At 38.4% G+C, this 22,442-nt stretch carries 20 protein-coding genes; 17 read left to right on the top strand and 3 right to left on the bottom strand.

Annotation, left to right across the window (positions count from 1 at the left end; all coding sequences use genetic code 11):
• Positions 1-21 precede the first annotated feature (21 nt).
• The 11 genes from I6E69_RS13575 to I6E69_RS13525 all read left to right on the top strand — a co-directional run bounded on the left by I6E69_RS13575 (position 22) and on the right by I6E69_RS13525 (position 12,080).
• Complete coding sequence (locus I6E69_RS13575) at positions 22-1,566, top strand: response regulator (protein WP_188085202.1); 1,545 nt, start codon at positions 22-24, stop codon at positions 1,564-1,566.
• Between the two features lie 29 nt (positions 1,567-1,595).
• The gene (locus I6E69_RS13570; RefSeq protein ID WP_197121437.1) at positions 1,596-1,970 is read left to right on the top strand and encodes a SirB2 family protein; all 375 of its coding nucleotides are present in this window, start codon (positions 1,596-1,598) and stop codon (positions 1,968-1,970) included.
• 149 nt (positions 1,971-2,119) lie between these two features.
• Positions 2,120-2,947, top strand: coding sequence for a tetratricopeptide repeat protein (locus I6E69_RS13565; protein WP_002958558.1), 828 nt, complete (start codon positions 2,120-2,122; stop codon positions 2,945-2,947).
• 14 nt (positions 2,948-2,961) lie between these two features.
• Positions 2,962-4,215: a DUF819 domain-containing protein gene (locus I6E69_RS13560; protein ID WP_024595290.1), complete on the top strand. Its 1,254-nt coding sequence runs from the start codon at positions 2,962-2,964 to the stop codon at positions 4,213-4,215.
• A gap of 9 nt (positions 4,216-4,224) precedes the next feature.
• Positions 4,225-5,079 (top strand): 3-deoxy-8-phosphooctulonate synthase, encoded by an 855-nt coding sequence (gene kdsA, locus I6E69_RS13555; protein WP_002958560.1) that lies wholly within the window; start codon positions 4,225-4,227, stop codon positions 5,077-5,079.
• A 121-nt stretch (positions 5,080-5,200) separates the two neighbouring features.
• Positions 5,201-6,103, top strand: a complete 903-nt coding sequence (locus I6E69_RS13550) for a transcriptional regulator GcvA (protein ID WP_002958561.1) — start codon at positions 5,201-5,203, stop codon at positions 6,101-6,103.
• Between the two features lie 2 nt (positions 6,104-6,105).
• Positions 6,106-6,741, top strand: a complete 636-nt coding sequence (locus I6E69_RS13545) for an alpha/beta family hydrolase (RefSeq protein WP_138489382.1) — start codon at positions 6,106-6,108, stop codon at positions 6,739-6,741.
• 19 nt (positions 6,742-6,760) lie between these two features.
• Entirely contained in the window at positions 6,761-7,129 is a 369-nt protein-coding gene (locus tag I6E69_RS13540; RefSeq protein WP_024595287.1) for a DUF423 domain-containing protein, read from the top strand.
• A 17-nt stretch (positions 7,130-7,146) separates the two neighbouring features.
• Positions 7,147-8,232, top strand: coding sequence for a 23S rRNA (cytidine(2498)-2'-O)-methyltransferase RlmM (rlmM, locus tag I6E69_RS13535; protein ID WP_024605425.1), 1,086 nt, complete (start codon positions 7,147-7,149; stop codon positions 8,230-8,232).
• Positions 8,233-8,248: 16 nt separating this feature from the next.
• On the top strand, positions 8,249-11,557 hold the full coding sequence (locus tag I6E69_RS13530; RefSeq protein ID WP_197121436.1) for an Ig-like domain-containing protein: 3,309 nt from the start codon (positions 8,249-8,251) through the stop codon (positions 11,555-11,557).
• A 1-nt stretch (position 11,558) separates the two neighbouring features.
• Positions 11,559-12,080 carry a hypothetical protein gene (locus I6E69_RS13525; protein WP_197121435.1) on the top strand — a complete coding sequence of 174 codons (522 nt, stop codon included), beginning with the start codon at positions 11,559-11,561 and terminating at the stop codon, positions 12,078-12,080.
• 73 nt (positions 12,081-12,153) lie between these two features.
• On the opposite strand, the gene cysZ is transcribed toward I6E69_RS13525, so the two are convergent.
• A complete protein-coding gene (gene cysZ, locus I6E69_RS13520) occupies positions 12,154-12,882 on the bottom strand; it encodes a sulfate transporter CysZ (protein ID WP_002958567.1) in 729 nt (242 codons plus the stop codon).
• Between the two features lie 291 nt (positions 12,883-13,173).
• Here cysZ and I6E69_RS13515 point away from each other — a divergent pair, with 291 nt between their 5' ends.
• The 6 genes from I6E69_RS13515 (at position 13,174) to speB (ending at position 20,971) form a co-directional block, all read left to right on the top strand.
• Positions 13,174-15,426, top strand: coding sequence for an EAL domain-containing protein (locus I6E69_RS13515; protein WP_197121434.1), 2,253 nt, complete (start codon positions 13,174-13,176; stop codon positions 15,424-15,426).
• A gap of 206 nt (positions 15,427-15,632) precedes the next feature.
• Positions 15,633-16,094, top strand: coding sequence for a GNAT family N-acetyltransferase (locus tag I6E69_RS13510; protein ID WP_002958569.1), 462 nt, complete (start codon positions 15,633-15,635; stop codon positions 16,092-16,094).
• A gap of 232 nt (positions 16,095-16,326) precedes the next feature.
• Positions 16,327-17,196 (top strand): MYG1 family protein, encoded by an 870-nt coding sequence (locus I6E69_RS13505; RefSeq protein ID WP_197121433.1) that lies wholly within the window; start codon positions 16,327-16,329, stop codon positions 17,194-17,196.
• Between the two features lie 62 nt (positions 17,197-17,258).
• Positions 17,259-17,591 carry a YnfA family protein gene (locus tag I6E69_RS13500; protein WP_002958571.1) on the top strand — a complete coding sequence of 111 codons (333 nt, stop codon included), beginning with the start codon at positions 17,259-17,261 and terminating at the stop codon, positions 17,589-17,591.
• A gap of 539 nt (positions 17,592-18,130) precedes the next feature.
• Positions 18,131-20,044 (top strand): biosynthetic arginine decarboxylase, encoded by a 1,914-nt coding sequence (speA, locus tag I6E69_RS13495; protein WP_002958572.1) that lies wholly within the window; start codon positions 18,131-18,133, stop codon positions 20,042-20,044.
• 3 nt (positions 20,045-20,047) lie between these two features.
• Positions 20,048-20,971, top strand: coding sequence for an agmatinase (speB, locus tag I6E69_RS13490; protein WP_008138249.1), 924 nt, complete (start codon positions 20,048-20,050; stop codon positions 20,969-20,971).
• Between the two features lie 55 nt (positions 20,972-21,026).
• Here the strand turns inward: speB and I6E69_RS13485 are convergent, their stop codons facing one another.
• Together I6E69_RS13485 and I6E69_RS13480 are read right to left on the bottom strand one after the other, a co-directional pair.
• Positions 21,027-21,425, bottom strand: coding sequence for a DoxX-like family protein (locus tag I6E69_RS13485; protein WP_197121432.1), 399 nt, complete (start codon positions 21,423-21,425; stop codon positions 21,027-21,029).
• Positions 21,412-22,434, bottom strand: a complete 1,023-nt coding sequence (locus tag I6E69_RS13480; RefSeq protein ID WP_197121431.1) for a M48 family metallopeptidase — start codon at positions 22,432-22,434, stop codon at positions 21,412-21,414. Before I6E69_RS13480 ends, I6E69_RS13485 begins: the two co-directional genes overlap by 14 nt.
• Between the last annotated feature and the right edge of the window lie 8 nt (positions 22,435-22,442).

Genomic DNA, 22,442 nt, shown 5'->3' with positions numbered 1-22,442 from the left:
TGCCATGAAGGAATTTCGACTATGATGGGTGATTTTTTATTTTCAGATGAACCAGAAGAAACAATCGATGAGATTGAACACGGTACCTGGAAAGTATTAATCGTTGATGATGAACCTGAAGTTCATGCTGTTACAAAACTAGCACTGAGTGATTTTGAATTTCAAAATAAACGCTTAGAGTTTATTAGTGCCTACTCAGGTGCTGAAGCGAAAGAGCTCATAAAAGAGCATCCAGATGCCGCTATTGTGCTACTTGACGTGGTAATGGAAACCGACGACGCTGGTTTGCAGGTTGCTAAGTTTATTCGTGAAGAAGCTAAAAATAATCATATTCGGATTATTTTAAGAACGGGCCAACCTGGCCAGGCACCTGAACGTCAAGTCATTATTAATTATGATATTAACGATTACAAATCGAAAACTGAGCTAACGGCTCAAAAATTATTTACTGTTATTATGTCGAGCCTACGCTCGTATCGGGATATTATTTCGATTGAGCAGTCACGCGAAGGGCTTGAGAAAATAATTATAGCGTCTCGTGATATTTTTTCTGCGCATTCAATAGAGCACTTTATTGAAGGCGTTATGCAGCAATTAACATCTTTATTGGGTATTGCTGATCAAGCTATGTATGCCACCACTTTAGTTGCACAAAACCCAGAACATGAAATAAATAAAAAGCTAATAGTTTGCTCTGGCACTGGTGATTTTGAAAAAAGTGAAGGTAAAGAGCTTGATGAGGTATTACAAGCTGAGCAGTTAAGTGCGTGTCATCAGGCGCTAAATGATAAAAGTATCATTTATAAAGATAATTACTTATTTGCGTACTGCAGTAGTGAGTACAATCATAACTCAATGCTGTTTATATCAGGTGTCCCAAAGGATTTAACGGATACTCAGCGTCATTTAATCAAAATATTTTCTCAAAATGTGCAACTTGCCTTTGAAAATGTGCAGCTTCAGTCTGAAATAGAAGCGACACAACAAGAGCTTGTTTATAGGTTAAGTGAAGCAGTAGAGCAGCGCTCAACCGAGACAGGTAATCATGTTAAACGTGTAGCACATATTTGTCATATTTTAGCTGAGGGCTATGGTTTATCTAAACATGATGCAGATTTAGTAAGGTTGGCGTCGCCTCTTCATGATGTAGGTAAAGTGGGCATTCCTGATGCGATTTTAAACAAACCAGCAAAGTTAGAACCTCAAGAATGGGAAGTGATGAAAACCCATACTGATAAAGGCTATACTATTTTAAAAGACTCTCCCCATGAAATTGTGAGTACAGGTGCAATTATTGCAAAAGAGCATCATGAAAAATGGGATGGGTCTGGTTACCCACAAGGTCTAAGTGGAAACGCAATTAACGTATTTGGCCGTATAGTCGCACTTGCTGATGTATACGATGCACTTCGCCATAAACGGTGTTATAAAGAGCCTTGGACATTACAAAATGTGGTTGATGAAATTAATGCTCAAAAAGGCACACATTTTGAACCAAAAATGGTTGAAGTATTTAACGAAAAGCTTGATGAGTTAGAGGCGGTTCTTAGCCGTTTTCCTGATTAGATTTTTATAAAACAGAAGTACAGGGGCATATGGATTATTTAGCAGTAAAGCACTCGCACATGGCAATTGCGATGTTAAGTGTAATATTATTTTATGTTCGCGCTTTTTCGCGGATGGGCAGTGGTAAATTAGCAAAAAATAAAGCGGTAATGATTGGTAGTCACAGTATAGATACTTTGTTATTAGTGTCTGCACTTACGCTTATATTTATGGCTAAAATTAATCCGTTTGAACAATATTGGCTATTAGAAAAAATAGTTTTAGTGGTTATATACATCGGTACTGGGGCTAAAAGCGCCCGACAAACTAAAATGGCGGCTAAAGTTGCTTACGTTTTAGTTAATACCGCTGTTATTTTAGCGATAGGTTATTTAGCGACGTCTAAATCAGCTTTTTTGCTTTAAGTAATACCTGACTATTTGAGCTTTATAGTTGTTTTGTAAAGCTCAAATACAACTCCCTCTCAGAAAATATTCAAATACACCTCTATATTGGTATATAGCTTTAAAGTTAGGTAAACTACGCCTTCGTTTTCTAAAATGTTGCAGTATTAATGACTACCCTCGGGTTTGACGAACACGATGAATCTTATCTTGATGATGCTTACGATGAATTTACACCTCCAGCGATTTACCGCTGTATTAAAGCAGAGTCAAAGTGGGACCCTCAGATAGATTTAACACCATGTTATGAAACTTTAACTGACTTTGAACAGCAAATTTCAGCGCTGTGTTTAAAAGTGAGTGATGAGCACGATCGCCTCGAAAAATTATTAGATATGTTTTACAGTGATTGGCTATTTAGTGCATCAGGTTTAAAAGTGCCTGAATATAAATTAAATACATTAAGCTATACGCTTTCTATGCGCAGTGGTTCACCTACAACACTGGCAATTATACTTTGTCATTTTTTACAACAAGCTAACTGTGACGCGAACCTTAGTCTTACCCAAGGTGATGTTGGCGTACATGTGGCGATTAGTGACGAAGAAGGCTACATAATAGAGCCAAGCAGTGGACAACAAAGTTGGTATATTATCCCTGAAAACGCAGATGAAGATGATGGTCAAGAGCAAGAGCCACTAGAACTGATTTTTGATGACGAAGTATATAAGTTATTTTTAGCTCAGCAAAAATGGTCTTTCATTAGCGAAAATAAATTTGGTCATGCTTTAACCTGTGTAGAGATGCTAATGGAGTTAATAGGCGACGACCCGTATGAGAGACGCGACAGAGGTTACTTATTAAATCAGCTCGGTTGCCCTAAAATGGCACGTGATGATTTACAGTTTTTTGTAGATGAGTGTCCGGACGATCCTGCAATAGAGATTATTCAACACCAAATAGAAGAACTAGAAGATAATAATAAAACGCACCATTAAGAATAGGAATAATTATGGTTGAAACTCAAAGCGCATTAATTACAAATGATGCCGTTGTGCTTGGTTTGCTTGCTATTATTTTGGGGTTTATTTTTAAAACCTCAAACAGTGAGCGTCCAGCTTTAAAACGATTTTATAAATACGTACCTGCTTTATTACTGTGTTACTTTTTACCATCGTTATTAAATACCTTTGGTATTGTAGATGGTAATAAATCTAATGTTTATTATGTGGCTTCGCGCTACTTACTACCTGCCTGTTTGATACTACTTACCATTAGTATTGATTTAAAAGCGATTATTAACTTAGGCCCTAAAGCACTTATTATGTTTTTAGTGGGTACTTTAGGCATTGTTATTGGTGGGCCATTAGCTATTTTAGTAGTGAGCGCATTTGACCCAAGTATTGTTGGTGGGCATGGCCCAGATGCCGTATGGCGCGGTATGACAACTGTTGCAGGTAGCTGGATTGGCGGCGGTGCTAACCAAGCATCAATGAAAGAAATGTTTGAAGTTGGTGGTGATATATTCTCAGTAATGATTACAGTCGATGTAATTGTCGCTAATATTTGGATGGCTGTTTTATTGTTAATGGCAGCAAATCATAAGAAAATTGATGCAGCGACGGGTGCTGATACAAGCGCAATTGAAGATTTGAAAAAGCGTGTGGAAGAATATCACGCAGAACATGCACGCATCCCAACTCTTAATGATTACATGACGCTGATTGCAATTGCATTTGGTATAACTGGCTTAGCACACTTTTGCGCTGACTTTTTGGGGCCGTACTTTGGCACTACTTATGAATGGGCAAAAGAATACAGCTTAAACAGTAAATTCTTTTGGCTAATTGTTATATCAACAACGATTGGTATAGGCTTATCGTTTACTAAAGTGAGGCAAATAGAAGCGTTTGGCGCTTCAAAAGTAGCTTCTAGCTTTTTATATATTTTGGTTGCATCGATTGGTTTACACATGAATGTAACCGCTATTTTCAATAACCCCGGGCTATTTTTAGTGGGCGCAATTTGGATGTTAGTGCATGCAAGCATTATGTTAATTGTGGCTAAACTGATTAAAGCACCGTTATTTTATATGGCTGTGGGTTCTCAGGCTAATGTGGGCGGTGCAGCGTCTGCACCTGTTGTAGCATCAGCGTTTCATCCGTCATTAGCGCCTGTTGGTGTTCTGTTAGCTGTACTGGGCTATGGTGTGGGTACGTATATGGCTTATATTTGTGGATTAATGATGCAAGCAGTTGCACCGTAAGGAATTTGAATGAAAGACCAAATTATTAAAATTAATGAAATTGAACTTGCAAACAACAAACCGTTTGTGTTGTTTGGTGGTATTAACGTATTAGAATCTCGTGATTTAGCTATGCGTGTTGCAGAGCATTACGTAGAAGTTACGACGAAACTAAATATTCCTTATGTATTTAAGGCCTCATTTGATAAAGCTAATCGCTCTTCAATCAATTCGTATCGTGGTCCAGGTATGGAAGAAGGTTTAAAAATATTCGAAGAAATTAAAAACACGTTTAAAATTCCACTAATTACTGACGTACATGAACCGCATCAAGCTGCACCTGTTGCAGAAGTTGTTGATGTAATTCAGTTACCTGCTTTTTTAGCGCGTCAAACCGATTTAGTTGTGGCGATGGCTAAAACAGGTGCAATTATTAATGTGAAAAAACCACAGTTTTTAGCGCCACATGAAATGCGTCATATCATTACTAAATTTAATGAAGCTGGTAATAACAACGTAGCTCTTTGTGAGCGTGGTTCTAGCTTTGGTTACAACAACCTTGTGGTTGATATGCTGGGTATGGATGACATGAAGGCAATGGCACCTGTTATTTTTGATGCAACACATGCGCTACAACGCCCTGGTGGACGAGCTGACTCTGCTGATGGTCGTCGTGCACAAGCTGCAGAGCTTGCGCGCAGCGGTATGGCATTGGGTATTGCTGGTTTATTTATCGAAGCGCATCCAAATCCTAACGAAGCTAAATGTGATGGCCCATGTGCGTTAGCGCTTAGCAAGTTAGAAGGGTACTTAACGCAAATGAAAGCGGTTGATGATTTAATTAAAAGTTTTGCCCCACTTGATACAAGTGCAAGCGATTTATAATTAAGCATGATGTTTATTAAAAAGCGACTCAGGTCGCTTTTTTTATGCCTTTAATATACACAAACTTATATGATGTATATAATCTCACGCATAAGAAAAACTAATTCTAAGCTTGGTTATTATGTCAAGACGGGTACCTCCATTAAACGCATTAAAAGCCTTTGAAGCGGCTGCACGCCATTTAAGTTTTACAAAAGCTGCTGAAGAGCTTTATGTAACGCAGGCGGCAGTAAGTCACCAAATAAAAACACTTGAAGAGCATTTAGGTTTGAAGCTGTTTTTACGTAAAAACCGCTCTTTATTGTTAACTGAAGAAGGCCAAGGCTATTTTTTAGATATTAAAGAGATTTTTACTCAGCTTATTGATGCAACTGAAAAGCTATTAGCTCGTGGCGCTAAGGGCTCACTAACGGTAAGCCTAACCCCTAGTTTTGCTATTCAGTGGTTAGTGCCTCGTTTGAGTTTGTTTAATGAGTTACATCCAGAGATAGATGTGCGAATAAAAGCACAAGACCAAGATGAAAACTCACTGACTGATGACGTAGATATTGCTATTTATTACGGAAGGGGTCATTGGAATGGCGTGCAAGCGTACAAGCTTCATACCGAATATTTAGTACCACTTTGTAGTCCTATGTTATTAAGCGGGTTAAAGCCGCTTGATCAACCTAGTGATTTAGCGCATCACACACTATTACACGACACTACACGTAAAAACTGGAAAACGTGGATGAAAACCGCAGGCGTGCGTAACATCCAGGTAAATCAAGGGCCTATATTTAGCCACTCCTCTATGGTGTTACAAGCAGCTGTACATGGACAAGGTGTGGCAATTGGCAATAGTGTATTAGCTAAACCCGACATAGACGCAGGGCGTTTGGTAATTCCGTTTAATCATAGCCTAGAGAGTAAAAATGCGTATTACTTAGTGCTTCGTGAGTCGCAAACAGAGCTTGGTAAAATAGTTTCGTTTAAAGAGTGGATGCTGAGCTTAGTAGAGCATGAGCAAGAACATGAGTATTAATAATGATTGAATGGTTTAAAAGCACGGAGCAACCTGCAATAGCACAGTTTATATTTGCACATGGCGCAGGTGCTGGTAGCGATTCTGACTTTATGCAGCACATGGCAAAATTAATAAGCGAGCAGGGGGTTGATGTTGGTTTATTTGATTTTGAATATATGCAAATCGCTAAACAAACTAATAAACGCAGGCCTCCTGAGCGAGCACCAAAGTTACTTATTTATTATGAACGAGTGCTAACGAATGCGCAGCCAGATTTACCGTTGTTTATAGGCGGTAAATCGATGGGCGGTCGCATGGCATCAATGCTTGCATGTAGTACAGAGCAAAGCCTTTCAGGTGTTATAGCATTTGGTTATCCATTTCATCCGCCGGGTAAGCCAGAAAAATTGCGCACCGATCATTTTGCTAATATTGTTTGCCCTTTTTTAGTATTACAGGGCGAGCGAGATACATTTGGTACACGTGAAGAACTTCTTACTATGAAAATGCCAAAGCAGCCTTTGTTTACTTGGCTGAGTGATGGCGATCACTCATTAAAACCACGTAAAAAAAGTGGCGTAACTGAACTGCAAAATAGAGAAACAGCAGCGTTAAGTGCCGTTGAATTTATTAAGCAACAAATTGAGATACGTTAAGACTCGAGCAGGGGGTTAGATGATTAAATTATTTTTAATGACCGGTAGTATTTTTTGTATGCTTTCGGTGATGTTAGGTGCATTTGCTGCCCATGGTTTAAAAAGCCGCTTATCGGAGTATTCATTAGGCGTTTTTAAAACGGCTGCTGAATATCAAATGGTGCATGGGCTTGCACTTATTGCGGTGGCTATTTTAATTAAATGGGGCATAAACCTGAGTTGGGCTGGTGGCTTTTTTATAATGGGCACACTACTTTTTAGTGGTAGTTTATATTTACTCGCTCTAACAGGAATGAAGTGGCTTGGGCCTATAACACCGCTTGGTGGGTTGTGCTTTATTATTGGTTGGATTGTTATTTTAGTGCAAGTTGCACGATTTAAGTTTTAAAGAGTTTAAGGGTTAATATGTCTAGTGTTGTGATTTTTTGTCGTAGTGGTTTTGAAAACGATGCCGCTGCTGAAATAACGTTTCATGCTGCAGAGCAAGGTTTTGCAGGGTATGTAAAAGCAAAACCAAATACAGGTTATGTTGTTTACGAATGTTTTGAAGCGCATCACAGCGACGAAATAATCAAAAAAGTTGATTTTAAAAACATGGTGTTTGCACGTCAATGGTTTGCTGGCACATTACTTGAAAACATGCCAGTAGAGGACCGTGTGAGCGCAGTAGTTGAAGCTGCTAAAGATTTTACATTATGCTCAGAACTGCGCGTTGAAACGCCAGACACAAACGAAGGTAAAGAGCTTTTAACGTTCTGTAAAAAAATCTCAACACCGCTTAAAAAAGCCCTCGAAAAACAAAATACTGTACTACGTGAGCCAAAAGCAAATCGCCCAGTAATGCATGTCATGTTTTTAACAAACAATACGGCTTATGTTGGTTACTCGTATAGCTTTAATAATTCTCCATTTTTCATGGGTATTTTGCGCCTTCGTATGCCAAGCGATGCACCGAGTCGCTCAACGTTAAAACTCGATGAAGCATTTAACGTATTTATACCTGAGCAACAACGCGAGTCACGCGTAGCTGCCGGTATGCGCAGTGTTGATTTAGGTGCATGCCCTGGTGGTTGGACTTATCAGCTTGTACGCCGTGGTATGTTTGTAAGTGCGATTGATAACGGCCCAATGAATGACGATTTAATGCAAACTGGGCAAGTTAAACATTTTAGAGCCGACGGTTTTAAATATCGCCCAGAAAAAAGAAATATTACTTGGTTAGTGTGCGATATGGTGGAAAAACCGACCAAAGTGACTACGCTAATGATTGACTGGGCAGTAAATGCATACGCAAAAGAGTTTATATTTAACTTAAAGCTGCCTATGAAAAAACGCTTTGATAGTGTTTATGAATGTCTTTCGATGATCAGAAAAGAGCTTGAGAAACAAGGTATCAATTACGAGTTGCAAGCTAAACATCTATATCATGATCGTGAGGAAATAACCGTTCATTTAAACGTTACTAAGGTGCCACAAAATTTGTATAGTTAATATGTAGAGGCTAAAAGTGGTAAAAAACAATATTAATAAATGGCTAAGTTTACTTTTTTTATCACTTTTAATCACAGGCTGTGGCGGGGGAGGCGAAAGTAGTGATACAACTACGGCCCCTGGTAACGCTGCGCCCAGTGTTACGCTTTCGGTTAGCAGTAACGTTATTACTTCTAATCAATCATTTACTATTACAGCGCTTGCAAGTGATAGCGACGGACAAATTGCCAGCTATCAATGGCAACAACTTAGCGGGCCTGAGTTTACGTTTACCTCTAACGGTAACACGCTTACAGCCACTGCACCTAGTGTAACAACCGATACGACCTTTAGCTTTTCGGTTACAGTTACTGACAACTCAGGTGCTACTGCACAACAAGTTTTTTCAGGCACTATCACCTCTCAAAATAATGCTCCTACAGTTAATATAACAGGCCCAAGTAGTGCACTTGCCAGCACACAAGTTAGTTTAGTTGCTAACGCTCAAGATACAGATGGCACTATAAGTAATATTAATTGGATTCAGTCTGCTGGGGACAATGTTGAGTTTTCACAAACTGATGGAGTCCTTAGTTTTACCGCCCCTAATGTATCTGAAAATACAACACTAGGTTTTAGCGTAACCGTAACTGACAATGCAGGTAAAAGCGCTCAAGCGAGTAAAACGGTTTTAATTAATCAAGTAAATAGCGCGCCAACAGTCATTGTTACAGGCCCTGAAGAAGCTGAAAAAGATGACAGCGTAACCCTAGTTGCAGATGCACAAGACAGCGATGGTAGTATTAATAGCATAACTTGGCAGCAAATAAGTGGTCCTGTAGTTGAACTTACTCAAAGACAAACAAGCATTAGCTTTAATGCGCCCACTGTTGCACAAAATACCAATGTTACATTTGTGGTTACTGTAACCGATGACGATAATGCTACAAATAGCGCTCAAAAAACAGTTGTAGTATTAGCACCAAACAATCCACCAACTGCAGATGATGTAAGTATTAGCGTGCAATATAATCAAGCCACAGAATTTAGTTTAATAGTTAGCGATGCTGATAACGATACCGTTCAGATTGATTTTGGTGATGATTTAAATGGTGCACAAATTAGTGTTATTGATGCACAAGCCTTACTTTTTAGCTACACACCTCCTGCAAACAGTATCACTTCACAAAGCTATACGTTAACTGCGTCTGATTCAAAAGACACAACCGAATTTACCCTGAATATTACTGTGGTTGATTCAACGCCCGCTACAATTAGTAATGTAACACCCCAAAGTAATAATGACCCAGTTCTTGTAGATAGCCCTGTTAGTATTACATTTTCAGATATTATGCTAACGAGCACTTTAGCAGTTAATTCTAGTAGTGGTGCTTGTACAGGAAGTGTACAAGTGTCAGCAGATGATTTTACTACTTGCTTGGCCTTAAATATTGAAAGTTTGTCGGGTACTACTAGTGACACAAGTACTTATTTTCATACTGTAAATATAAGCGCAAGCTTTAATGAAGATACCCAATATATTGTCCGTGTTACAGCTGATTTAACTAATTTTGATGATACGGCCATTGAAACGCAAACAGCTACTTCTTTTACTACCTCTAGCCAAGATATAAAAATAACTGAAGTTTCTTCTGTGCAATTTAGTAACGACCTACCTTGGATTGAAATCTATAACGGCACAGGGGCTGCTGTAAACTTACAGAGTTATTCGCTTAAAACCCGCAGTATTAATATGATTAATAGCTCGACTAGTGCAGAGACAACTTTTTCACTGCCCAATAAAGAGCTTGAAAATGGTGAGTACCTTATTTTACAAAGTAAGTTTGGGGATGATTTTTTAGTCAATGCGTCAGTTAACAACCCTAAAATAGCGCTTGTAGGTAATGCTAGTGATGAAATTAGACCTTATTGGTACATAAACGGTTTTGTAGAATTACTTAATAGTGCAGGTACACAAACAATCGACTTTGTAAAATTTGGTAACTCAGTACAAGAACCAGTAACGCCATCACAATGGCAAGGTGGTAACGCAGAGCAAATCATCTCCGAGCAAGGAGGCAGCTTAAAGCGCGAGCTTAATGCAACAGACACTAATCAAAGTACTGATTGGAATTATTCTGTGTTTAACACACCCGCTGGGCCAAACAATATAAATTGCACAATAGATGATGATGAGGATGGTATTCCTGATTGCGCTGAGCAACAGGGTACAACATTCGCGGGTTTACCACTTTATGAGTGGGGGGCGCGTACCTCACAAAAAGATATATTTATTGAAGTTGATTATATGGACAGCAGTGATGTAGGTATTACTCCACATCGAACAGCACTTGAAAAAGTAGCCACTGTTTTTGCAGAAAAAGGCTATACAGTCCACTTTGACGTAGGTGATTTGTTTGATCAAAATACAAATACAGCACCGCAAAACTTTGATTTAGGTGGCGGAAATCTTGTCCCTTTTAATAGCTATACCCCGTTTGAATACGATTTAAGTAGCCCTAATTTATTTGCTTATAAAATGGAATATAGCGATATAACTCGCAGGCCCATTTTCCATTATTTATTAATGGCAAGTAGTGGTAACGAAGACGGTAGTATTAGTGGTTCGGGTATTGCTGAGATAAGCGGTAATGATTTAATGGTAACTATGGGGGGCTGGGGTTTAACGCTTGATACGCAAGTAGCAACCAATGTAACTTATAATTATCAAGCATCAACAATATTTCATGAGTTAGGTCATAACTTAGGTTTATACCATGGCGGTGATGAAGAAGTTAATTTTAAGCCTAATCATTTAAGCTCTATGAACTATTTATATCAATTAGCGGGTTTATCAACAATAGGTAATAACGAAGGCGACCGCTACTATGAGCGTTTTTACCCAGGCAATGCTAGTTGCGATATTGCACCAAATACTAATAGTCATTTAGGCTCTACGGATGATTTTATTATTGATTATTCAAATGGTAGTTCAGCAGATTTAAATGAAAGCACCATACTTGAAGTACAGGGGTTAAATAGAAATAGCTCACTACCAGTTGATTTTAATTGTAATGCAATTAACACCGAAAGCTTAACCAGCTTTGATACTAACCAAGATAATACAATATCAATACTGAGTGATGTAGATGAGTGGAGCATGCTTAATTTACAGTTTTATATGCAAAGTGCAGGTAATCGATTTGGTGTGCCAAATACAAATAACAGTAAGGTGCATAATTTACAAAGCTCGCCTGCTAATATTGAAACGCTGCCCAGTTATATAAAAGAAGCACAGCCAAGTAGTGCAATTATTGCTGAGTTAAAAGCAATTAAAGAGCAATAGTATGAAGCCAATGCTAAGCACTAAGTTTATTATCTTGAGTAGTTTTTTTAGCTTACTAATAGCGTGTAGCGATACTAACAATGCACGTGAGTGGTTACTAAAAAATGATAATTTGTATTATAAAAATACAGCTGTTGACTGGCGAATTGAATCAGTAAAGGACTGTAATACATGCGTTATAAGCCAAGATGTTGTTTATCAGCCTGAAGGTATTAGTCGTTATAATACGTTAATGCAGAGTCACAATTGGGTCGCTGTACATGAACTAAGTAAAATCAATGTCATTCGTTTAAAGATGCCAGACCAAACACCTTATTTATACGTAGAGCGTGTAAAAGGTCAAATACTAAAGCTGTTTGATCAGCAGCAAAACTTCCGTATAAAAATTGGTGAAGTTACAAGCGTTAATATTAATAATCAGCGCTTTAGTATTTTGATTAAAATATTTGAAGAAGTAGATAAACAAAGCGATGCATTACCAAGGCGTGCATCGCTTGAGTTTATTGCTTTAAAAATAGATTAAAAAAAGCACCTTAGGTGCTTTTTAATCTAGGGTGCGGTGTCCTTCAGATATTGAAAAGTCAGCAACCTTTTAATTAACTGCGATATTTTGGACGATAGTTATCTACCCATAAACGTGTTGCGCCGCACACTGCGACTGGCATAACTATTAAGTTTATAAAAGGGATAGCAGTTAACAACATAACAGCAAAACCAAATCCGTATGATAAACCTTGCTTAGATTTTAAATCGTCTTTCATTTGCTTAAAGTCAATTTTATGGTTATCAAACGCATAGTCTTCGTATTGAACTGCGTACATCCAACAAGTAAATAACACCCATAGTATTTGACCAATGACCGGTAAAACCCATAACAAAATAAAAAAGCCAATTGCGCGAGGAAGGTAGTAGCATAGTTTTGTCCACTCACGGGCAAGCATGCGAGGTATATCTTTAACTAGTTCGGCAAAGCCGTCATCGTTAATTTTTTGACCTGTTAGGTAAAGCTCAACTTTTTCACTCAAAAGCGCATTGAAAGGGGCTGCAATAAAATTAGTGATAACTGTAAAGAGCATACTATAGCTAAACAGAACAACTAATACTGCAATAGGCCACATTAGCCACTCTAACCAGCTTAACCACTCGGGGAGCATGTTGTTAATGTAGCTAAAACTATCACTTAACCAGCCAAATAAAAAAAACAGCGAGCTACCAAATAGCAAAATATTAATTAATAACGGAATAAGGACAAAACGCTTTAGCCCTTTTTGGCTAATTAATTTAAACCCCGAAAAAAAGTATTCCATACCTTGTGTGATCTGCACTGTAACCTCAAAAAATATTTACCATTACTTATAGTATAAATAGCTTAATAATTTTGAACAGTACTTTTAAGTAACAAAGTGTTAGCTTTAATATTGTGATTTTGTTTATATAGTAACAATAGGTGTTCAGTAATACGCAACTATGATTATTTAAGACAGGCCCGATTATTTTTACCAATAAAATAAAAAACTTACTAATCATGACTATAATGAACTTTACTGCGTAAGAAAAAAGCGCTTACTTAAAGCTTTTGTTGTTTCAATGTGTATAAATAATACGGGTAAAGGAAAATGGGTACGGATAGGTTAAAAAAGTTATTATCTCACCAGCAAGGCATTTTATCCAAAATTGCATTAGGGGTACCTTTAAGTGAGGTGCTTACTGAAATTTGTTTATCAATCGAGCAGATTATTGATGATGAATCCGCTAGGTGTTCCATCTTATCAGCTAAAGGCCAACAGCTTTTTCATTGCGCAGCCCCTAATATTCACCCAGAGTACTGTAGTTTACTGAATGGAGTCTTTATAGGGCCAAAAGTGGGCTCATGTGGTACTGCAGCATTTTCGAAATCGCGCACAATTGTAGAAAATATCGAAACTTCACCGCTGTGGGAGGACTTTAAAGATTTAGCGCTAAAGTTTGATCTTAAGTCATGTTGGTCAACGCCTATTTTTTCAACTCAAGCCGATTTATTAGGCACCTTTGCTATCTATCACGGCACCCCTAAATCACCATCAAAGCAAGATTTAGAGTTAATTGATTTTTTTGTACACTTTTCTAGTATCGCTCTTGAAAAAAGTAACGAGTTTGATAAAGCAAAACAGCTTGTAGTGAATTTACAGCAAAGTAACGAAAAGTTTAAAGCTTTCACTAAGGTAATGCCCGATCTGATCCTTATTTTAAGTGAAGAAGGAATTTATACCGATGTGTATGGTACCTCTAATGAGTTACTGCTTGATTCAAGCAAGGACCTTATTGGTGAAAATGTTAAAGACCTACTTCCTCCAAAAGATGCACAAATGATAATGGACGTCATTAAAAAAACACTCTCGACCAACGAGACGCAAATTTTTGAATATGAATTAGATGTACCCAAAGGGAGTATAGTTTTTGAAGGCCGGGCAGCTGCATTAGATCATTATCATCCCAATAGTCCTACAAAAAGGCACGTAGTATGGATGGCCAGAGATATTTCAATAAAGAAAAAGGCCGAACAAGAAGTACATAAGCTCGCCTTTTACGACCCATTAACTAATCTTCCAAATAGAAGAATGCTTAGCGACAAATTAAGCACGTGTGTAGAGAGTATTAAACGTAATAAAAATATAGGGGCGTTATTATTTTTAGACCTAGATAATTTTAAGCGTATTAATGACTCACTTGGGCACAGTGCGGGTGATGAAGTACTTGTGGAATTATCAAAAAGGTTAAGCGCAATAATAAAAGGCTCAGATACATTGGCCAGAGCGGGTGGTGATGAATTTATTATTTTACTCAAACACATAGGGCAAGATACAAAGCAAGCAACCATAGAATGCAAAGCTCTTGCCAAAGAGATTCAAAGAGCTTTTCATGATAAATTTGAAGTGGGCAACCTTGCATTTCAAGTAAGTTGTAGCATAGGTATCTGCCTAATTGATAGCGTAAACGCACAGGCAGACAATATATTAAAATTTGCAGACACGGCTATGTATCGTTCTAAAAATAAAGGGGGTAATAGCAGTAGTTTTTACGATCCTGCCTTGCAAACACTACTTGAAAAGCAAGCCGAGCTAGAAACCGATATAGTCAGGGCGATTGCATCTGATGAGTTTTGTGCTTACTTTCAGCCACAGGTAAATATGCATGGTGATGTTATTGGTGCTGAAGCACTCATTAGATGGAACCATCCTCAAAAAGGCTTAATAGCAGCAAACGAATTTATACCTATTGCAGAGCAATATGGGCTTATACAAAAGCTACAAAATATTGTTTTACATGATATATGTATTTTAATTAACGAGCTTAAAGCAGATAACATAATTGACGACTCGTTTAGTGTTTCAATTAATATTAGTCAAAGCCAATTTAACTCATCAAATTTAAAAGGAGAGCTGTTTAGCACTATCAATAAATTTGATGTTCGAGCACAACAAATTAAGTTAGAAATAACCGAGTCAATGCTCTCAAGCGATGTAGATTATACAATTATGCAAATGAAAGAACTCATTGCTGCAGGCTTTATATTTTCGATTGATGATTTTGGAACCGGGTACTCCTGTTTAGCTTACTTAAGTACGTTTCCTGTTAAAGAATTAAAAATAGATAAAAGCTTTATTGATAAAATTTTAGATAACACGGTTGGTTTTAATATTGCGCAAACAATTATCAGCTTAGGAAAAAGCCTAAACTTAGAGGTAGTTGCAGAGGGCGTAGAAACAACAGAACAATATGACTTACTTAAAAAAATGAATATTGACACCATGCAAGGCTATTTAATTGCAAAGCCGATGGATAAAAAATGCTATTCAAAATGGCATAGCGCTAATACCAATGTGCGATAATACTTGAAGTTTACTATCTATTAATTAGTGATAATCTAGCAAGATTACGCATGTGGTAAGCCACTTTTGCTCTTTTAGCTTGTGAAATGTCATGACCTATATGCTAAATAAGGAGTAAAGATTTTTTAGTTAAACAGTGCTAAGCTATGTCCGCTTAAATATATTATTTAAAGCTTAATAAACTTATAACAATGAATGGAAGCTTTATGCAGTTAGTCGATTTGAACCCGAATGATCCCGACGTGGTAAATGTATTTGATGATATAGACCGACTTATAAACTCTTTATATCCTGTGGCTACCGCACAGTCTCTGGAGTTAAACGAATTAACCTTACCTAATGTGTATGCTATTGGTTTAAAAACTGAAGAAGGTATTATTGCCTGCGGTGCGATAGTAGAGAAATTTGATACTCAGCCTTATGGCGAAATAAGACGTTTATATGTAAAACCAAGTCATCGTGGTAAAGGGCTATCAAGACGTATTATGCAGATTTTATTGCATCAAGCTGGCGAAAAACAAATCCCGTTAATACGCTTAGAAACAGGCCCAAAACAAATAAAATCAATCAATTTATATGAAAATTTAGGCTTTAAACGCTGTAGCAGTTTTGGCTCATATGTAGATAATCCACAAAGTGTTTTTATGGAATTAGGGCTTAGTAAATAAATTCATTAACGCTGCGACATGTTAAAGCTTAATATGTCGTAAATATCTGCCCTCATTATTATCTTGTAATAAAAGTCATACTCAAACTAGTAACTATAAAAGCAGCTTTTATAGTGATGCAAAAATACTTCATTGTTTTTAACACCTGTCTTCGTATAAAATCTGCCTCGATAATTAGTGACTAACTTACAAAGCGAGAATTTTTATCTTTTCTAAAAGTAGCAATAAACAAATGAGCGAAATAACAGTAGTAACCCACAATGGTAATTTTCATGCAGATGACGTTTTTAGTATTGCGGTACTTAAACATGTTTTGCCAACGTTTAAATTGGTACGCACACGCGATAAAGCGCTTATAGAAAGTGCCGACTACGTAATAGATGTAGGTGGGGAATACGATCCTGAAACTAATCGCTTTGATCATCATCAACGTGGTGGTGCAGGCGAGCGAGAAAATGGCATTCCTTTTTCATCATTTGGTTTAGTGTGGAAAAAATACGGCTTAGCACTGTGTGATGATAACCAGGCCGTTGCTGATAGAGTGGATTCAGGCTTAGTTTCAACTATTGACGCCATTGATTGTGGTCATGTTGAAGGTGTATCAAAAGGGATAAGCTTGAGCCAAACAATTTCAATGTTTAACCCTACATGGGAAGAAGAAAGTAACTTTGATACCTGTTTTGATGAAGCCGTTGAATTTGCAGCACGTATGCTCATTCGTTTTATCGCCTCAGCTCACGGTAGTGTTAATGCAAAAGAGATTGTCGCCAAAGCAATTGAAAATGCAGACGATGCCAGAGTAATAGTGCTTGAAAAGTACACACCGTGGAAAAAAACAGTGCATATTTTATCAAGTGAGGCGCTATACATGGTTTACCCATCGCATTCTGGGCAATGGATATTACAAACAGTACCCGTTGAGCCTGGCTCGTTTGAAGATAGAAAACCGCTTCCTAAAGCATGGTCTGGTTTATCTGATCAAGCGTTCGTAGATGAAACAGGTATTGCCGATGCCGTGTTCTGTCACAACGGTTTATTTATAGCGGGTACCAAGTCGTTTGAAAGCACAATGAAACTTGCCACTATGGCGCTTAGCGAATAACAACGCACTAAGCATAACAATTTATATAGATTGTTATGCTTGTTATTTTTGCGCGGAGCATTATGTTTGAATTAAAAACAATCGCACTTTTTATTATTACAGCCTTAGCTGAAATAGTGGGGTGCTATTTGCCCTACCTTTGGCTAAAACAAGATAAAAGCATTTTACTTTTAATTCCTGCAGCTTTAAGTTTGGCACTATTTGCATGGTTGCTATCTTTACACCCTACTGCTGCCGGACGTGTATATGCAGCTTATGGCGGCGTATATATTTGCGTTGCGCTATTATGGTTATGGGTTGTAGATGGCGTAAAGCTTACTATGTGGGATATTATCGGTGGTCTAGTTGCACTGCTAGGTATGGCAATAATTATGTTCGCCCCAAAAAGTGCATAGCTAGCTTATACTCAATTAATCGAATTCGCCTATACACTACTGCAGTTTCCCACTTTCAATACCACAGGCAATACCTAACGCTACATATTCGCCATAAGCTGGTGGATGTTATGCTGCGCGTTTTTGACGTGCAGTTTTTATTCACTTTTCAGAATACATAGGTAATACTTGGCCACAACACGCAGCCTCAACTGTGAGTAATTGAGGTGTTGAGAACGCCTTGCTCTAATCCATCACAAGTAAATTTTATAAACAAAGTAACTCAAGATGAATTTTATTGAATGAGCTAACTCATTTATTGCTAATAAAATTTATAATGAGTCATTTAAAAACAGCCATTTTTTATAACTTTTCTTATCTTTAAAAATCATCAAAGTCCTGTTTTATATATGCTAGCGGGCAATAGTTGTTTGGTTATTTTTTTAACATCAAAAATCACTCGTTACGAGTAAAAATACTTGTTGGACTTGAATCTCTATTTTTCTTTTAATGCGCGGCACTAGCCGAGTCGGCATTAATTAAATAAAAGAGAAAGATAAATGAAAGAAACAACATCACTAGAACAAGCTCGTACGAGCTACAATGTTCGTCATTGGAGCCAAGGTTTTTTTGGTATTAATGATCAAGGTGATGTGTATGTTGCGCCCAAGGCTCATGCCCCAGAGCAAACCATTGCATTAACTGATATCGCAAAGCAATTACAAGATAAAGGTTTAAGCTTACCTGCTTTAGTTCGTTTTCCGCAAATTTTACACCATCGTGTACACAGCTTATGCGGCGCATTTAATACTGCGATTGAAAACTATGGTTACCCTAAAGACTACCTATTAGTTTACCCGATAAAAGTAAACCAACAACGTGAAGTGGTTGAAGAAATAGTAGCAAGCCAAGCACAAGTAGAAAAAAAGCAACTTGGTTTAGAAGCCGGCAGCAAGCCTGAATTACTAACGGTACTAGCACTGGCTGAAAAAACCAGCGCCGTTATTGTATGTAACGGCTACAAAGATAAAGAGTACGTACGTTTAGCACTTATTGGCGAAAAGCTAGGTCATAAAGTGTATATCGTACTTGAAAAGCTTTCTGAGCTAGACATGGTGCTTAGCCAAGCTAAAGAGCTTAACGTAAAACCACGCATTGGTATTCGTGTACGTTTAGCGTCGCAAGGTAAAGGTAAGTGGCAAGCGAGTGGTGGCGAAAAATCAAAATTTGGTTTATCCGCATCGCAAGTTTTACATGTAGTTAATCGTTTAAAAGGCGCAAACCAGCTTGATTTATTGCAGCTTGTGCATTTTCACTTAGGGTCACAAATGGCGAACATTCGTGACGTACGTTTAGGTGTAAGCGAAGCTGCGCGTTTTTACTGTGAGCTACGTAAACTAGGCGCAGAAATTGATTGCCTTGATGTAGGTGGCGGTTTAGCTGTTGATTACGACGGCACGCGTAGCCAGTCACATAACTCTATGAATTACAGTTTAGCTGAATATGCGAATAACATTGTGTACACCATTGGTGATACATGTAAGCAATATGAGCAACCAATGCCGACTATTATTTCTGAGTCGGGTCGTGCGCTTACGGCGCATCATGCTGTGCTTATTTCTAATGTTATTGGTACTGAAAGTTACACGCCAGAAGAGTTAGTAGCGCCAGCGGCAGATGCACCTCTGTTATTAAAAAACATGTGGGCATCGTTTGTACAGTTAACTGATTTAACGGATGACCGTGCATTAATTGAGATTTATCACGACAGCCAAGGTGACTTAGCTGAAGCGCATAACCAATTTGCACTCGGGTTACTTGATTTATCGCAACGTGCATGGGCTGAACAAATTAATATCCGTATTTGTTATGAACTCAACAAGCACATGGATAATAAAAACCGTTTTCATCGTCCTATTATTGACGAGTTAAACGTACGTTTAGCCGATAAGTTTTTTGTAAACTTCTCGTTATTTCAATCGCTTCCAGATGCATGGGGCATTGATCAAGTGTTTCCGGTATTGCCATTAAGTGGCTTAACTGAAGCGCCAAAAAAACGTGCCGTATTACTTGATATAACCTGTGATTCAGACGGCGCACTTGAGCATTACGTAGATGGACAAGGTATTGAAAGCACACTACCAGTGCCAGAGTTTAGTGCTGATAAACCTTATTTAATGGGCTTTTTCTTGGTGGGTGCTTATCAAGAAATTTTAGGTGACATGCATAACTTGTTTGGCGATACGCACAGCGCAATTGTTAATATGGATGAGCAAGGCGTTGCAAGTATTACCGAGATAAACCAGGGTGACACTGTTGCCGATATGATGCGCTATGTACATTTAGATGTTGAAAGTTTTCAGCAATCATACGAGCAGTTAGTAAGCACTAAAATTGAAAAACACGAACAGCAAAGCGTTTTAGACGAGTTGCAAAGCGGCCTTGATGGCTACACTTATTTAGAAGAGTTATAAGCAATGTCAACTTTGTTTGGTCACGCAGATCACTCATTGTACTCAAATGGGATGACATTTTTACGTCGTCCTATGGTGCAAAACATTAATGCAATTGATGCAGACGTAGTGGTTTTAGGCTTACCATTTGATTTAGCGACCTCGGGCCGCCCTGGTGCGCGCTTAGGCCCTGATGCAATTCGTCGTGCATCGGTTCATTTAGCATGGGAAGACACTAAATACCCGTGGACTTTCCCGTTGTTTGAGCGCTTAAAAGTGGCAGATGCAGGGGACTTTACTTACCCTGTCGGGGATCCTGAGTATTTTACTGCGCAACTAGAAATGGCTGCTGATCAAATACTTCGCCAAGGTAAAACACTATTAGGTTTAGGGGGCGATCACTTTGTAACGCTTCCGCTATTACGTGCTCATGCAAAAATACATGGCAAAATGGCGTTAGTGCATTTTGATGCGCACACCGATACTTATAGCAATGGCTCGCGTTTTGATCACGGCACTATGTTTTATCATGCACCAATGGAAGGGCTGATTGATGTTGAGCACAGTATACAAATAGGTATTCGTACCGACTTTGATCAAAGTAAACATGAGTTTGCTGTGATTGATGCAATGCAAGCCAACGATTTACATGCAAATGAAATTGCAGCGCAAATACTTGAGCGAGTAGGTGACCTACCTGTTTACTTAACGTTTGATATAGATTGTTTAGACCCTGCGTTTGCGCCTGGTACAGGCACTCCTGTGTGTGGTGGTTTAACGTCAGATAAAGTACTTAAAGTACTGCGTGCGCTAAAAGGCATAAACATGGTAGGTATGGATGTGGTAGAAGTATCACCTTCGTACGACCAAAGTGAGCTTACCGCTATTGCCGCAGCAACCATTGCGAGCGAATTACTGCATTTGTGGACGCATAAAAATAAGTACTAATTATATAACTTAAGTACTACAAAAAAGGGTATGCGCTTGCATACCCTTTTTTTATTTAGAGGTATCGATTATTCAACTGCTTAATTTCTTTTAACCAAATAACGCTTAGCCCAATAAGAGGCAGGTTAGTAGTTACAGGGTTAAATGCTTCAATAAGCAATTGTGGCTGCATTACAACTACAGCAAGTAAAAGCCCCATAAGCGCCAATATATTTAAAGCTACCAAATGCTTATGTTTATAAAACACAAATAAACACAAGCCAAATATAATTTCGCCAACACCCGCCGAACGTGTAATTAAGTCAGACACTTCGGCTGAAAAACCAGCACTGCCAGTCATTAATTTTTCAAGCGGTGCAATATGATAAAGCTTTGGAAAAAAGCCGTGGTATATCCAACTTAAACTCACTATGTAGCGAGCAAGTTGAATATAACCGCGATTATTTCCTAGCATTGTCAATACGCTCTTGTGCACTTGGGTGGCTAGATAAGTACTCTAATAAGTTATTTACTTTTTCGAGGTGCTCGTTTTCGCTGGTATGGCTTTCTTGTAGGGCCTCTATTGCATCAGCAAAGTCATTACTCGAATACCCAAGCGATTCTAATTGGGTGAGTGCAAAGCTATCGGCCTCACGCTCCATGTCACGTGAAAACCCTTGCTGAGCAAACGATGCACCCGTACCTAACGCTACTTCGGCAACCCCCTCTAAATCACCAAATACAACCGCTAACACAATAGTACTTGCGGCAGATTGTGCTGTAATGCGTACGCTATGCTGGTGGACTACATGGCCCATTTCGTGTAGCAATACCGCTTTTAGTGCATTGGGTTTATCGGCAAGTAAATTTGCTAAATCATCGGTGACCACGATACGGCCATGGGGTAGTGCAAACGCGTTAGCACCAAAGCTGTCTGATTTATAAAACGATAATCTATAAACCGATTGATCAAGCGATAACGCATTAAGCATATTTGTAAAATGTGCTTGTACTTTAGTTTGCTGCTCTGCGGGCAGCTCACTTGGGTCAAGCGCAATCTTTTTAATTAGTGTAAAACTTTGCTCCCCCATTTGTTCTACAACATTACGTGGCAGGGTATCAACACTGTAAACAGCAATGGCCGGTACCGCTTTATAAAGTACTAACCACATAAAAAGCGGTGTAAATATTACTGCGGCTAAAATTGCCCATTTACTTTTTTCAAGGCGCTCCATTATGTGATGGTTATTTTCTTTAAATGGCCATCTGTAACTTACATCTTGAGGAATAAAACGACTGCCATCTTCAAAGTTTAGTTCGTCAGCAAGTCCTGCCATCCCCGAGCTTAATTTTAGACTTGAGATTACGTGGCGAGCTATAACGTGTTCATCGTTGATAACCTCAATGTGTGTGTCGCTAATAGTGGCAACACACACTTGATAGTTACTCGATGCGATGGGGAAAAAATGTCCCTTTACATGCATGGTGAGCT

This window comes from Pseudoalteromonas sp. NZS100 (assembly GCF_015864815.1).
GTDB lineage: Bacteria > Pseudomonadota > Gammaproteobacteria > Enterobacterales > Alteromonadaceae > Pseudoalteromonas > Pseudoalteromonas distincta.
This window is presented reverse-complemented; position numbering and strand designations above follow the sequence as displayed.